Consider the following 13534-nt stretch of genomic DNA (forward strand, 5'->3'; position numbering starts at 1 on the left):
CTTTTGTTTTAACGCTCGTAAATGACTTCAACGTCGTAATCGTCATCGTCCCAGTCATCATCATCAAGATCGTCGTCGTCTTCATCATGATGCTCGGCAATGGCCTTCTCGTGGTAGTCGTCCCATTTGAAGTCGACATTGATCTTGTCTTCCGGCTTGGTTTCTTCCGGCGGCAGACTGTCGATAAAGGTCATCAGCTGGCGAGCGACCTCATCGGTGCCTTCATTAAGAACCGCACAGATGGTGAAATAAGGGCCGTTATAGTCGAGCGCTTCCATTATCTCGTTGATGCGCTCTTCTAGCTCGTCTTCTGCCAATAAATCGGTCTTGTTAAATACCAGCCAGCGGGGCTTAGCCGCAACCGCAGGAGAATATTTATCCAGCTCATCAACAATGACCAGGGCATTTTCGATAGGGTCAGTGCCATCAAACGGATTTACATCAATCACGTGCAGCAAAATACGGCAACGCTCAAGATGGCGCAGGAACTGAAAACCAAGGCCAGCGCCATCTGCGGCACCTTCAATCAAGCCGGGGATATCCGCTACCACAAAACTTTTACCCGGGAAGGGGCTAACCACACCCAGGTTAGGTACCAAGGTGGTAAAGGGGTAATCAGCGACTTTCGGTTTCGCTTTGGATACGGCACGAATAAAACTGGATTTACCGGCATTAGGCAGGCCCAACAGGCCCACATCCGCCAGCAACAGCAACTCCAGCATCAGGTTACGTACTTCGCCCTTGGTACCCAAGGTACGCTGGCGAGGGGCACGGTTGGTTGAGGATTTAAAACGGGTATTCCCCAAACCGTGAAAGCCGCCCTTGGCGACCATCAAGCGCTGGCCGTGCTTGGTAACTTCACCAACCACTTCGCCGGTGTCGTTATCAGAGGCACGGGTACCCACAGGGACCTTCATCACCAAATCTTGGCCGCGCTTACCGGTACAGTTTGATGCCCCACCGTTCTCACCGCGCTCCGCTTTATAGAAACGCTCAAAGCGGTAATCAATCAAGGTGTTGAGGTTTTCGTCGGCTTCAATATAAATGTCGCCACCGTCACCGCCATCACCACCGTCCGGGCCACCTTTGGGGATAAATTTTTCACGCCGAAAACCGACAACGCCATTACCACCGTCGCCCGCCTCAATGCGAACAACAGCTTCATCTACGAATTTCATTGCGATTTTTCTCCTGTATCAGGATTTAAGCATAGGACGGCTAATAAAAAACCCCGCGCTGAGGCGGGGCTTTCAAGTACTGTTGTTAGCTTACTCAGTGATGATGCTAACGTACTTGCGGTTTTTAGGACCTTTCACTTCGAATTTCACTTTGCCTTCGGCGGTAGCGAAAAGAGTGTGGTCTTTACCGATGCCCACGTTGGAACCAGCGTGGAATTTGGTGCCGCGTTGGCGAACGATGATGTTGCCTGCCAGAACAGACTCACCGCCGTAGCGTTTCACACCCAGGCGTTTGCTTTCGGAATCGCGACCGTTACGGGTAGAACCTGCTGCCTTTTTATGTGCCATGGTAACTTCTCCTTATCAGGCGCTGATGCCAGTGATTTTTACTTCAGTGAACCACTGACGGTGGCCCATCTGCTTGCGGTGGTGCTTACGACGACGGAACTTGACGATTTTTACCTTCTCGCCACGACCGTGGGCAACCACTTCGGCAACCACTTTGCTACCGTCAACGTAGGGAGCGCCTACTTTAACGTCGTCGCCAGAAGCGACCATCAGCACCTTGTCGAACTCGACAGTGGCGCCAGTTTCCAGATCCAGCTTCTCCAGACGAACAACTTCGCCCTCAGCTACACGGTGCTGTTTGCCACCGCTTTGGATAACCGCGTACATGGTTTTTCTCCGTTATTCTAAGCATCGGCTTCAATGAGCGGATGCACTTTAACCTGACAATAGGGCGCGTATTCTAAAGAAAAGAGCGGATATGGGCAACCCTCGCAACCATAAAAAAGTTGAAAAATTGCGCAACACAGCTCCCGTACACAGACTATGTCCCGAACTCGCTGTTTTAGTGTAAGATCAGCTCATCTGACACACAATACAAGGGCCTGGCGGCCATCGCTTTTTACTCTATGGATCTCGCCCAAATTCGCCAACTTTGCGCCACGGATATGGACTCGGTCAACGAGACCATCCAACACCAGCTCAGCTCTGACGTGGCCCTAATTAATCAGCTCAGTTTTTACATCATTAATGCCGGTGGAAAACGCCTTCGGCCCATGTTGACTGTACTGGCAGCCAGGGCCCTCGGTTACGAAGGTGACAAACATGTTCGCCTCGCTACCCTGGTTGAGTTTATTCATACCTCAACGTTGCTGCACGACGATGTCGTTGACGAGTCAACACTGCGCCGCGGCCGGGAAACGGCTAATGCCCTGTTCGGTAACCAAGCATCGGTTTTGGTTGGTGACTTCCTTTATACCCGCGCCTTCCAACTGATGGTTGGTCTGGGTTCAATGAAAGTCATGGAAGTGCTGGCCGACGCCACTAACGTTATTGCCGAAGGTGAAGTCATGCAGTTGATGAACTGCAACGACCCGGAAACCACCGAAGCACGTTACATGACGGTGATTTACTGCAAAACAGCTAAGTTATTCGAAGCCGCTACCGGCCTGTCTGCCGTTATTAGCGGCCAGCCTGAGCTGGAAACCGCCATGAGCGATTACGGCAAATACCTCGGTACTGCCTTCCAGCTGATTGACGACTTGCTGGATTACGAGGCTGACGCTGACGAGCTGGGTAAAAACCTCGGCGATGACCTTGCCGAAGGTAAACCAACCCTGCCCTTGCTGCATGCCATGCACAACGGTACCGAACAAGAGTCGGCCTTGATTCGTAAAGCCATAGAAGAAGGCGACGGCCGCGACCAGCTGGAAGTTATTCAAAACAGTATGCGCCGCTTGGGCTCGCTGGATTACACTTATCAACGCGCTCTGGAAGAGTCGGATAAAGCGATTAGTGCTCTTAATGTGCTTCCCGACAGCCCTTATAAAGAAGCCTTGATTGGTTTGGCAAAAGTCGCTGTCGAACGCAAAAGCTAACTCACCCGCTTCGATGAGAAAAGGCCCGTTCGAGGGCCTTTTTTATTACCCTGGAATGACGCAATAAAAAAGGGAGCCAAGGCTCCCTTTTTTGAAATCGTAAGCGGCGCTTATTTGCCGTTAACGAATTCTTCGCCCAAGGCGATGTCTTTTTTCAAGGTGTCCAGCATGCCTTCCATTGATGCCTTTTCAAAGGCAGACAATTCACCGTAAGGTAGAACTTCTTCCAGGCCGTTTTTGCCCAGACGAACCGGTTGTGCGAAGAAGCGGGCATGCTCAGACCCACCATCAACATAAGCACATTCGATAACGTCGGCTTCGCCTTTGAGACCACGAATCAAGGACAGGCCGAAACGGGCAGCAGCTTGACCCATAGACAAGGTAGCAGAACCGCCACCCGCCTTAGCTTCAACCACTTCAGTACCGGCGTTTTGAATACGCTTGGTCATAGCGGCGATTTCGTCGTCAGACAGTTTCAAGCCTTCAACTTGAGACAACAGCGGCAGGATAGTCACGCCAGAGTGACCACCAATCACATTGATTTTCACATCAGCAGGATTTTTACCCAGAGCTTCACCAATAAAGGTTTCAGAACGGATAACGTCCAGGGTGGTAACACCAAACAGACGGCTCTTGTCGTAAACGCCTTTTGCTTTCAGCACTTCAGCAGCGATAGCTACCGTTGTGTTAACTGGGTTGGTAATGATACCAACCAGCGCTTTAGGACAATTGTCAGCAATAGCTTCAACCAAAGAACGGACGATGCCAGCATTAACATTGAAAAGATCGGAACGATCCATGCCAGGCTTGCGTGGGACGCCGGCGGGGATCAGAACAACGTCGGCGCCGGTCAGGGCGTCGGCCAGTTTCTCCTGCCCAAAGCCTTCGACCTTAACAGCAGTCGGGATATGGCTTAGGTCAACGGCGACACCGGGCACGACCGGGGCGACGTCATAAAGTGCCAGTTCGGAACCAGCGGGCAGTTGGGTTTTCAGCAGCAAAGACAGGGCCTGACCGATACCACCGGCGGCGCCAAGTACGGCTACTTTCATTGTATTATCTCCCTTGTGTCTGACCTGTTCAGGTGTGCGCAGCACCTTAGCTCAACCTTGGTCAAAAAACAATTATCTGGTAGGACAAGTAGCGACACTAAGGCCGAGTAAAAGTGGCAACCTCAGTGCACTCTTAAGTAGCGGGAAAGTATACGATTCAGGCTGCCATCATCCCGCATTTCCGATAGCGCCTTATCTATATTGTCGAGCAAACTGTCCTTACTCTTAGCCCGAGACAGGGCAATTCCCATTCCTCTACCAAAGTAACGAAAATCTCTGATAGGAGAACCGACAATACGTAAGTCTTTGTTTGCAGGGTCAGAAAACCAAGCATTGGCCACTGCGGAGTCAACAAAAATAGCACTGATACGCCCTTGGCGTAATTCGGTCAGGGCGCCGTTCAGATCATCATAGCTGGTCAGTTGCCATTGTCGCTGGTCAATTAAATACTGCTGATGGTTTGACCCATTCTGCACCCCGATGTACCCCGACTTCGCGTAACGATCTGTTGCGTCTTTCAGCGTCACATAAACGGCACTGTTACGGTAGTAGGGATCAGAAAATCGGATGTTGCTGCTGTAGTGCGAGGAAATATCAAGGGCGGCGATAACAGCATCCAAGTCGCCATCATCAAGCTCGTCCATTAAATTATCGAAGGGGTGCTCAACAATAATACAAGGACGCTTTAAGAGATCACAAAGGCGGTGTGCAACATCAATATCAACACCAACAAGTTGCCCGGCATCATTGCGATACTCAAAAGGCGGATAGGTAGCTTCGGTGCCAAAAACCAGTGGTTTACCGGCAACAGGGGTTGTCTGAGCCCATGCCAAACAGCAGCTGCAGCAGTACAACAGGCCAAGCCAAACCGCCTTTCGTATCACCTTGAAAACCACTCTCCTATGAATCCTGTTCAAGACTGACAGTGAACGGCTATGGATGCAAGCTGCTAAAGCGCTTTGCTCATGCTACCATGACCACTGTGCATGATTATGCAGACGTAACAATGACACTGAGCAACCAAGAAGCGCTGGTCAAATCTTTTAAACAGCTGCTCAAAGAAGAGCGTTGTGGTTCGCAAAGCGAAATCGTTTCCGCCTTGCAAGCCCAAGGGTTTGACAATATCAGCCAGTCAAAAGTCTCCCGTATGCTAACCAAGTTTGGCGCCGTACGTACCCGTAATGCTCGCCAAGAAATGGTTTACTGCCTACCTGCGGAACTGGGTGTGCCCACCGCTTCCAGCCAATTAAAGAACCTGGTTGTGGATGTGGACCACAATGAGTCGATGATCGTCATCCAAACCAGCCCAGGTTCAGCGCAGTTAATTGCCCGCTTGCTGGATTCTTTCAGTAAAGCCGATGGCATCCTGGGGACTATTGCTGGTGACGATACCATTATGGTGATCCCAACGCGCATCAGCCATATTCGCGATACCTTAAAGATGATTAACGATCTCTTTCGTTAAGCAGGGTAAATAGAAATAAAAAAGGCGCCTTCTGGCGCCTTTTTTGTCAGTAAAGACTTATTTACTGATTTTGAACTCAGGGTAAGCTTCCATACCGCATTCGGCCATATCCACCCCTTCGTATTCCTCTTCTTCGCTAACCCGCAGGCCAACCAGTTTCTTGAGGACAAACCAAACGATAAGGGAGGTGATAAAGACCCAGGCAAAGATGCTGATGACGCCGAGGGCCTGAACGCTGAAATGGGTTTCACTGTTGGAGAATGGCACCGCCATAACACCCCAGATACCAACAACACCGTGCACTGAAATAGCCCCAACCGGGTCATCAATACGCAGCTTATCGATACCAATAACAGAGAACACAACCAACACGCCGCCAATAACACCAACAATGGTTGCCCACAGCGGGCTAGGTGCTAAAGGTTCAGCGGTGATGGCAACTAGACCTGCCAAAGCGCCGTTGATAGCCATGGTCAGGTCGGCTTTACCAAACAAGAACTTGGCAGTGATCAGCGCAGCAAGCAAGCCACCACAGGCAGCCATGTTGGTATTAACGAAAACCTTAGCAACAGCATTGGCTTCATCAATGTTAGACACTTTCAGCTCTGAACCGCCATTAAAGCCAAACCAGCCCAGCCACAGGATAAACATACCCAGGGTTGCCAGCGGCAGGTTAGAACCGGGAATAGCGTTTATCTCGCCGTTCTTACCGTATTTACCGATACGAGGTCCCAGCAGAAGTACACCCGCCAATGCTGCCGATGCCCCCGTTAAATGCACAACACCCGAACCGGCAAAGTCGGCAAAGCCCTTAGCGTCTAAGAAGCCGCCACCCCATTTCCAGTAACCTTCGATGGGGTAAATAAAACCGGTCAGTACCACGGCAAAAGCCAGGAATACCCACAGTTTCATGCGTTCAGCAACAGCGCCAGAAACCACAGACATGGCGGTAGCGACAAACACAACTTGGAAGAAGAAGTCTGCCATATGGGCATAAACCGGAGCATCGTCACCACCTTTAAGGATGGTGGCCACTGTATGTTCCGGTCCAATCAGGAAACTAACACCAGGCCAGTAGCTGTTAACTGCAGCACCCGGGTACATGATTTGATAGCCGCAAATCATGTACATCACGCAGGCCACAGCAAACAACACAGCGTTTTTAGTTAAGATTTCAGTGGTATTTTTTGCGCGCACAAGCCCCGCTTCGAGCATGGCAAATCCGGCTGCCATCCACATAACGAAGGCGCCCGAAACCAACAGATAAAAGGTATCGAGCGCATAGGCTATTTGTATTGTTGGTTGGTCCATTATCCTCTCCTAAAAATAACTCTCGTTCTGGGGGACGAGCCTAGATCGCGTCTTCGTCGCGTTCTTCAGTTCGGATACGAACCACAGTTTCCAGGTCCTGAACCCAGATCTTGCCGTCGCCCACTTTACCCGTCTGGGCTGCCTTGAGGATGGCATCAATAACGAGATCGACCTGGCTGGCCGTCACGAGGATGTCCAACTGCACCTTGGGCAGGAAATCAATGCGGTATTCGGCGCCACGATACAGCTCAGTGTGGCCGCGTTGACGGCCGAAGCCGCGCACTTCACTAACGGTGAGACCATGAACCCCTGCTTCAGTAAGGGCTTCACGGACATCATCGAGCTTGAAGGGCTTGATAATGGCGGTGACCTTTTTCATCGCCTTTCCTCCTTGTTGACTGTACCTCGACACTTCAAGGCCCGTGCCAACAGGAAATAGACAATGTGATCAATTGGTTATGAATAAAGGCGGAAATTGGAGAGGAAATGACGCACCAGTTACGGACGCCGATGCACTAATTTGGTGCAACGAAGTCCAGCCACGCCGAAAACAGTTTGATGCCGTCTTCAAGGCCACAGCACGAGAGGTTGTCACTGTCATCTAAAGTCAGCTCAGGATCCAGCTCATTGTCCGTCAGGTTCAGGTTGTGATGGCAAAGGCTGAGTTCCCCTTGCTCGACCTGCAAGGTCCACTCATGGCCTTCAAAACAAAAATCTGAATCGGCTTTAAGCCCGTCAAGGAGCCGCTGAATTTTAGCGTGGTCAATACCCAATTCATCTTCAATAAAACGGCCAAAGGCCACAAACCCCAGCTCCATTTGGATCTGGTGGCGGCCATCAAAAGGATTAAATCTGAATTGGTATTCCATAGCACCTCCGAAAGGAGGCTTATTGTATTAGGCGTCTTGGCTGACGCCAAGAACCTGACCGCTTACGGCATCAATCAATACACGCTGAACTTGCTGCTGCTGGTCACGGATGCGCAGCTGGTAATGGTAGCCACCGTCAACAGACAGCATTTTGGCATCTTTGATACGGGCATCAGGGAAGGCTGTGAGTAAATTTTGATGTAATTCATCAAAGGGCTTGATGGTGCCGTTATTTACCACCGCAACCACTTCATCGGGCTGCATTTCCTGAGCAAACAGGCTGGCAGAGGCAAGAATAAACAACGCAGGTAAGGTTTTCTGCAACTTCATTAAATCTCCTTTTTCATATAACTGGTGGCAATTCTATCGTATTTAGCGATAAAAGTCCGGTGCTTATTCCGAAACAGCTAGTTTCAGTTAATAAAACGAATCGAATAGCTATATGAATTACAGCAGCCTCACTCCCCACCTTCACCATAAAAAAAGCCCCGCCTAGGCGGGGCTTTTCAAGACAGCGTTACCGTTACACGGCAGCCTGCACAATCACCTCATCTGCCTTTTTAGTGTATTGCGGCAGTTGGTCAAAGTTCAGGTAGCGGTAGGTATCGGCAGCGGTGGCATCCAAAGAATGCGCATATTCTAAGTATTCAGCCGGTGTCGGCAATTTACCCAAAATAGAAGCTACCGCGGCAAGCTCAGCAGAAGCCAAGTAAACATTGGCACCTTTACCTAAGCGGTTCGGGAAGTTACGGGTAGAGGTAGACACCACAGTGGTGTTATCACCTACACGCGCCTGGTTACCCATACACAATGAACAACCCGGGATCTCGATACGCGCGCCAGAGCGGCCAAAGATGCTGTAGTAGCCTTCTTCAGTTAGCTGGTCGCGGTCCATTTTAGTCGGTGGCGCGATCCACAGGCGGGTATTGAGCTGGCCATTAAACTTGTTAAGCAGCTTACCGGCAGCACGGAAGTGACCAATGTTGGTCATGCAAGAACCGATGAAGACTTCATCAATGTTCTCACCAGCCACGGTAGACAGCAGACGAGCGTCGTCAGGATCGTTCGGCGCGCAAAGAATAGGCTCTTTGATCTCACTCAGATCGATCTCGATAACTTCGGCGTATTCGGCGTCGGCGTCGGCTTCCATCAAATCCGGGTTAGCTATCCACTCTTCCATGGCAGTGATACGACGCTCAATGGTACGGCGGTCGCCATAGCCTTCGCTGATCATCCACTTGAGCATGATGATGTTGGAATTCAGATACTCGATGATCGGCTCTTTATCCAGCTTGATGGTACAGCCAGCAGCGGAACGCTCGGCGGTAGCATCAGCCAGTTCGAAGGCTTGCTCAACCTTCAACGTTGGCAAACCTTCGATCTCCAGAACGCGGCCAGAGAAGGCGTTTTTCTTACCTTGTTTCTCAACGGTCAGCAGACCTTTCTGGATGGCGGCGTAAGGGATGGCATGCACCAAATCACGCAGAGTGATACCAGGCTGCATTTCGCCTTTAAAACGCACCAGAATCGATTCCGGCATATCCAGTGGCATAACACCGGTCGCGGCAGCAAAAGCCACCAAACCAGACCCGGCCGGGAAGGAAATACCAATAGGGAAACGGGTGTGGGAGTCACCACCGGTGCCGACGGTGTCAGGCAGCAGCATACGGTTCAGCCAAGAGTGAATAACACCGTCGCCCGGACGCAGCGATACGCCGCCACGGTTCATGATAAAATCGGGCAGAGTGTGGTGAGTTTCCACGTCAACCGGCTTAGGATAAGCGGCGGTGTGACAGAAAGACTGCATGGTAAGGTCGGCGCTAAAGCCAAGGCAGGCCAAGTCTTTCAGTTCATCACGGGTCATGGGGCCGGTGGTGTCTTGCGAACCAACGGTGGTCATTTTCGGCTCGCAGTACTGACCAGGGCGCACACCTTTAACGCCACAGGCTTTACCTACCATTTTCTGGGCCAGGGTAAAGCCTTTACCGGTGTCTTTTACATCCGCGGCATGGCGGAATTCTTTGGAAGGCTCAAGGCCCAGAGCTTCACGAGCCTTGGTGGTAAGGCCACGGCCAATGATCAGCGGAATACGGCCACCGGCACGCACTTCGTCAAGCAGTACGTCGGTTTTCAGAGCAAACTCGGCCAGTACTTCGTCGCTATCGTGGCGGGTGATTTTGCCTTCATAAGGGTAGATGTCGATAACATCGCCCATATCCAGCTTGGACACGTCCACTTCAATCGGCAGCGCGCCAGCATCTTCCATGGTGTTGAAGAAGATAGGGGCAATTTTACCGCCAAGGCAAACACCGCCAGCACGTTTGTTCGGTACAAAAGGAATGTCGTCGCCCATGTGCCAAAGCACAGAGTTGGTGGCAGACTTACGGGAAGAACCGGTACCAACAACGTCGCCAACATAAGCTAGCGGGAAGCCTTTTTCTTTGAGCTTCTCAATGGTGGTGATGGGGCCAATTTCGCCATCTTGGTCAGGTTCAATACCTGGGCGCGCCATTTTCAGCATCGCCAGAGCGTGCAATGGGATGTCGGGGCGTGACCAAGCATCTTGAGCTGGCGACAAGTCATCGGTGTTGGTTTCACCCGGGACCTTGAAAACGGTCACGGTGAATTTGTCGGAAACACCTTTTTTCTCTTTGAACCAATCGGCGTTAGCCCAAGACTCAACGATTTCTTTGGCGAAGCTGTTGCCCGCTTTCATTTTTTCCACAACGTCGTGGAAGGCATCAAACATCAGCAGCGTGTGCGACAGCGCTTTAACGGCGATAGGCGCCAGAGTGCTGTCATCCAACAAATCCACCAAAGGCTCGATGTTATAACCGCCCTGCATGGTACCCAGCAGTTGTGTGGCTTTTTCTTTGGATACGATAGGAGATTGGGTTTCGCCTTTAGCGACGGCAGCTAAGAAACCTGCTTTTACGTAGGCGGCTTCGTCAACACCGGGGGGAATGCGGTTTTCTAGCAGGTCAATCAGAAAGGCTTCTTCACCAGCGGGCGGGGTCTTCAACAACTCAACCAGTTGAGCAGCTTGCTCAGCGGAGAGAGGTTTAGGTACCACGCCTTGGGCGGCGCGTTCTTCAACATGCTTACGATAGGCTTCTAGCACGACTCGATCCTCTTGTGTAGCAGGCCAGGCTAGGCCTACCGGTTTATCTTTCGGGACAGGCCCGTGGAGGTGCGGCGATTATAGCGATTTTGTGACCAGAATTGAATTTCTGACAATATAAAAACGCTGCTAAAAAGCAGCGTTTTTATGCAACAGAGCCTTACCTAATTATTTCAGATTAGACTGCATCAGGTTGAAGATCCGCTGATATTCGTCAAGCCAGCTAGAAGGCTCGCGGAATCCGTGGTGTTCAACCGGATAGGGTTCAATGCTGAAGTGGTTGGTTTTGTGCAGCTCAATCAAGTGCTGAACCATGCGAATGGAATCTTGGAAAAAGACATTATCGTCCAAAATACCCGACATGATCAGCAGCTTGCTTTGCAGGTTCTGGGCAAAGTAAATCGGTGAACTGCGGTGATAAGCAATAGGGTCATTGCCCGGCAGGTTCAAAATATTGGAGGTATAAGGCGCATTGTAGTTAGCCCAGTCGGCAACCGGACGCAGCGCCGCCCCTACTTTGAACAAATCAGGCGCGGTGTAAAGGCTCATAAAGGTCAAGAAGCCGCCGTAAGAGCCGCCGTAGGTCCCTACCCTGCTCTTATCCACACCATAATGCTTGGCAATGTAGTTAACGCCGTCTTTTAAGTCTTCCACTTCCGGATGACCCATATCGCGGTAAATCGCGGTACGCCAGTCACGGCCGTAGCCTTCGGAAGCGCGGTAGTCCATATCCAGCACAACGTAACCTTTGGTGGCTAGCAAGCTGTTAAACATGAACTCGCGGAAGTAGTCGCTCCAGCCCATGTGCACTTCTTGCAAGTAGCCTGCGCCGTGGTTAAACACCACTGCGGGGTAATGCTTACTTGGGTCGTAGTTTTTCGGCAGATAAACCTTGGCGTAGATAGGCTGCTTGGTATGGCTTGAGGGCACCGCCACAATTTTGGGCGCTATCCAGGGGCTGTCTTCAAAGGCTTTACTCACGGTGTGAGTCAGCTGCTCGGGCTTACCGCCCTGGCTGCTCATGCTGTAGAGCTCCGGGGGGCTCAGCACTTTTGAGTGAGTCAGCACCAACTTTTTACCGTCTGGACTTAACACAAAATCGGTCATGCCATTAAGGTCAGTCAGTGCGGTTTGTTTATCGGTCGCTAAATCAACCTTGTACACCTCGTAGATGCCGGGGTGTTTAACGTTGGCTTTAAAATAAATGCTCTTTTGGTCCGGGCTTACCACCGGGTTATGTACTTCCCAAGCACCGCTATTAAGCTGCTTGGCTTTGGCGCCCCAAGGCTTTAAGTACAAGTGGCTGTAGCCGCTTTGCTCGGACTGGTACCAAAGGCTGTCGTTTTTCAGCCAACCAAAATCATTGTATTGGTAGTTGATCCAGGCACTGTCATGCAAATGATGCTGGGTGGTCAGGGCGCCCGTTTTAAGGTTAGCGGTAACTAACCAACGGTCTTTGTTATCTTGCGCTTCAAGCATCAGCGCCAGTTTACCGTCGTCACTCCACTGAATAGCAGACTGATGCCAGCCCCAATCTTCAATCAAGCTAACCGCACGGGGGCCTTTAAAGGCATCAACCTTGTAACCGGCTTTACGGTTCTCTTCCCGCACTTTGGCTATGGGATCTTTGTCGATACCCGGCAAATCTTTCAGTGCTAGGTGTTTTTCACTGCGGGTTTTCAAATCGATCAGTGTGAACACTTGCGGGTTAGGCTTCCAATCGGCAACCCGTTGGCGAACGGGGCGAATTTCCACTTCCCCACTGCGGCCTAGGTAATTGGGCAAAATGTCCTTTTCAGCACGCGCCGGGACGTCTTTTTCTGTGACAACCAGCAGTTTTGAGCCGTCTTTAGACAAGCTCATTTCCACCAGCCGTAGGCCTTTGCCTAAGTAAAAAGGCTGTGGGTTAGCGGTAGGATCTGCTGCTTGTAACTGCTCGTTTTCCTCAAGCTGCGCTTTGGGGCGCTGGTAGTATTTTTTATCTACCCATTTGATGAGTTTTTTCTGTTCAGTCTGCAGATACGTTTCGGCTTTTTCTAATTTTTCTGGCTGATCTTTTAGCTCAATTTGTGCCAGTAATTTCACTAAGCCACTTTTCGGGTTAACGGTGTACACCGCATTGTTGCGATGAAAAGCGATACGGCCGTCGTTTAAAAATTGCGGGTCGCTGTCGTCATCGCTGGTGCCGGTGAGCTGCTGCAGTTCGCCATTGTGTTGCAGGTAAAGATTACCGGCGTAGCTGTAGGCATGCAGGCCGTCTTTCCAAACACCACTGTCAACATGCTTATAGCGGTCTTGGTCTGGCACCTCGGTAATTTTGCCGTCGTTACTAACGGTCATCAGCTCGTAAATTTCATCGCTGCCTTTTTTCTGCTGCCAGAAATACACCTGGCCGTTGGCACCGATAAAGGGCTGCTGTGGACTGCGGGCGATCCACTGTGGGTCGCTCATAATTTTAGCCAAGGTAGGATGCCCGCTGGCATCACGCATGGTGACAGGGGTTGCTACTTGATAGTCGGGTTTGGCGGCCGGAGCCGGCGTCTGTCTGCTGCTATCGGTGGTAGTGGCACAAGCCGCCAACACTACCGACATGGCCAGAGGAATAAGGGCTTTTTTCATTATCTACTCCGGGGAATGGCAACAAAACAGCCTCCC

At 51.1% G+C, this 13534-nt stretch carries 13 protein-coding genes; 2 read left to right on the forward strand and 11 right to left on the reverse strand.

From position 1 onward, the window contains the following. Nucleotides 1–8 precede the first annotated feature (8 nt). The 3 genes from cgtA to rplU form a co-directional block, all read right to left on the reverse strand. Nucleotides 9–1178, reverse strand: a complete 1170-nt coding sequence (cgtA, locus tag DW350_RS16290) for an Obg family GTPase CgtA (RefSeq protein WP_115719950.1) — start codon at nucleotides 1176–1178, stop codon at nucleotides 9–11. A gap of 90 nt (nucleotides 1179–1268) precedes the next feature. Next, nucleotides 1269–1526: a 50S ribosomal protein L27 gene (gene rpmA, locus DW350_RS16295; protein WP_115719951.1), complete on the reverse strand. Its 258-nt coding sequence runs from the start codon at nucleotides 1524–1526 to the stop codon at nucleotides 1269–1271. 15 nt (nucleotides 1527–1541) lie between these two features. Next, the gene (gene rplU / locus DW350_RS16300; RefSeq protein WP_115719952.1) at nucleotides 1542–1853 is read right to left on the reverse strand and encodes a 50S ribosomal protein L21; all 312 of its coding nucleotides are present in this window, start codon (nucleotides 1851–1853) and stop codon (nucleotides 1542–1544) included. A gap of 239 nt (nucleotides 1854–2092) precedes the next feature. Between rplU and ispB the strand changes: the two genes are divergently transcribed. Next, nucleotides 2093–3061 carry an octaprenyl diphosphate synthase gene (gene ispB, locus DW350_RS16305; RefSeq protein WP_115719953.1) on the forward strand — a complete coding sequence of 323 codons (969 nt, stop codon included), beginning with the start codon at nucleotides 2093–2095 and terminating at the stop codon, nucleotides 3059–3061. A 110-nt stretch (nucleotides 3062–3171) separates the two neighbouring features. Here ispB and mdh read toward each other — a convergent pair whose 3' ends face one another. Both mdh and DW350_RS16315 read right to left on the reverse strand, forming a co-directional pair. Continuing rightward, the gene (mdh, locus tag DW350_RS16310; RefSeq protein WP_115719954.1) at nucleotides 3172–4113 is read right to left on the reverse strand and encodes a malate dehydrogenase; all 942 of its coding nucleotides are present in this window, start codon (nucleotides 4111–4113) and stop codon (nucleotides 3172–3174) included. A gap of 122 nt (nucleotides 4114–4235) precedes the next feature. Further along, nucleotides 4236–4946: a transporter substrate-binding domain-containing protein gene (locus DW350_RS16315; protein WP_192954717.1), complete on the reverse strand. Its 711-nt coding sequence runs from the start codon at nucleotides 4944–4946 to the stop codon at nucleotides 4236–4238. 173 nt (nucleotides 4947–5119) lie between these two features. Between DW350_RS16315 and argR the strand changes: the two genes are divergently transcribed. After that, nucleotides 5120–5578, forward strand: a complete 459-nt coding sequence (gene argR, locus DW350_RS16320) for a transcriptional regulator ArgR (RefSeq protein WP_115720668.1) — start codon at nucleotides 5120–5122, stop codon at nucleotides 5576–5578. Nucleotides 5579–5635: 57 nt separating this feature from the next. On the opposite strand, the gene DW350_RS16325 is transcribed toward argR, so the two are convergent. From DW350_RS16325 to DW350_RS16350, 6 genes are all read right to left on the reverse strand, one after another. Continuing rightward, a complete protein-coding gene (locus DW350_RS16325; RefSeq protein WP_115719956.1) occupies nucleotides 5636–6889 on the reverse strand; it encodes an ammonium transporter AmtB in 1254 nt (417 codons plus the stop codon). Nucleotides 6890–6929: 40 nt separating this feature from the next. Further along, complete coding sequence (locus DW350_RS16330; protein WP_050659136.1) at nucleotides 6930–7268, reverse strand: P-II family nitrogen regulator; 339 nt, start codon at nucleotides 7266–7268, stop codon at nucleotides 6930–6932. Between the two features lie 136 nt (nucleotides 7269–7404). Then, a complete protein-coding gene (locus DW350_RS16335; protein ID WP_115719957.1) occupies nucleotides 7405–7758 on the reverse strand; it encodes a YacL family protein in 354 nt (117 codons plus the stop codon). Nucleotides 7759–7785: 27 nt separating this feature from the next. Beyond that, nucleotides 7786–8088 (reverse strand): PepSY domain-containing protein, encoded by a 303-nt coding sequence (locus tag DW350_RS16340; RefSeq protein ID WP_115719958.1) that lies wholly within the window; start codon nucleotides 8086–8088, stop codon nucleotides 7786–7788. 193 nt (nucleotides 8089–8281) lie between these two features. Beyond that, entirely contained in the window at nucleotides 8282–10879 is a 2598-nt protein-coding gene (acnB, locus tag DW350_RS16345; protein WP_115719959.1) for a bifunctional aconitate hydratase 2/2-methylisocitrate dehydratase, read from the reverse strand. 168 nt (nucleotides 10880–11047) lie between these two features. Next, the gene (locus tag DW350_RS16350; protein ID WP_115719960.1) at nucleotides 11048–13498 is read right to left on the reverse strand and encodes a S9 family peptidase; all 2451 of its coding nucleotides are present in this window, start codon (nucleotides 13496–13498) and stop codon (nucleotides 11048–11050) included. Nucleotides 13499–13534 lie beyond the last annotated feature (36 nt).

This window comes from Gallaecimonas mangrovi (genome assembly GCF_003367375.1).
Classification (GTDB): Bacteria; Pseudomonadota; Gammaproteobacteria; order Enterobacterales; family Gallaecimonadaceae; genus Gallaecimonas; species Gallaecimonas mangrovi.

Bases quoted from the DNA above. Each gene is read 5' to 3' on its own strand.
- rpmA (WP_115719951.1), bottom strand. From the start codon at position 1,526: ATGGCACATAAAAAGGCAGCAGGTTCTACCCGTAACGGTCGCGATTCC.
- cgtA (WP_115719950.1), bottom strand. From the start codon at position 1,178: ATGAAATTCGTAGATGAAGCTGTTGTTCGCATTGAGGCGGGCGACGGT.
- DW350_RS16335 (WP_115719957.1), bottom strand. From the start codon at position 7,758: ATGGAATACCAATTCAGATTTAATCCTTTTGATGGCCGCCACCAGATC.
- ispB (WP_115719953.1), top strand. From the start codon at position 2,093: ATGGATCTCGCCCAAATTCGCCAACTTTGCGCCACGGATATGGACTCG.
- DW350_RS16350 (WP_115719960.1), bottom strand. From the start codon at position 13,498: ATGAAAAAAGCCCTTATTCCTCTGGCCATGTCGGTAGTGTTGGCGGCT.
- DW350_RS16330 (WP_050659136.1), bottom strand. From the start codon at position 7,268: ATGAAAAAGGTCACCGCCATTATCAAGCCCTTCAAGCTCGATGATGTC.
- argR (WP_115720668.1), top strand. From the start codon at position 5,120: ATGACACTGAGCAACCAAGAAGCGCTGGTCAAATCTTTTAAACAGCTG.
- rplU (WP_115719952.1), bottom strand. From the start codon at position 1,853: ATGTACGCGGTTATCCAAAGCGGTGGCAAACAGCACCGTGTAGCTGAG.
- mdh (WP_115719954.1), bottom strand. From the start codon at position 4,113: ATGAAAGTAGCCGTACTTGGCGCCGCCGGTGGTATCGGTCAGGCCCTG.
- DW350_RS16340 (WP_115719958.1), bottom strand. From the start codon at position 8,088: ATGAAGTTGCAGAAAACCTTACCTGCGTTGTTTATTCTTGCCTCTGCC.
- DW350_RS16325 (WP_115719956.1), bottom strand. From the start codon at position 6,889: ATGGACCAACCAACAATACAAATAGCCTATGCGCTCGATACCTTTTAT.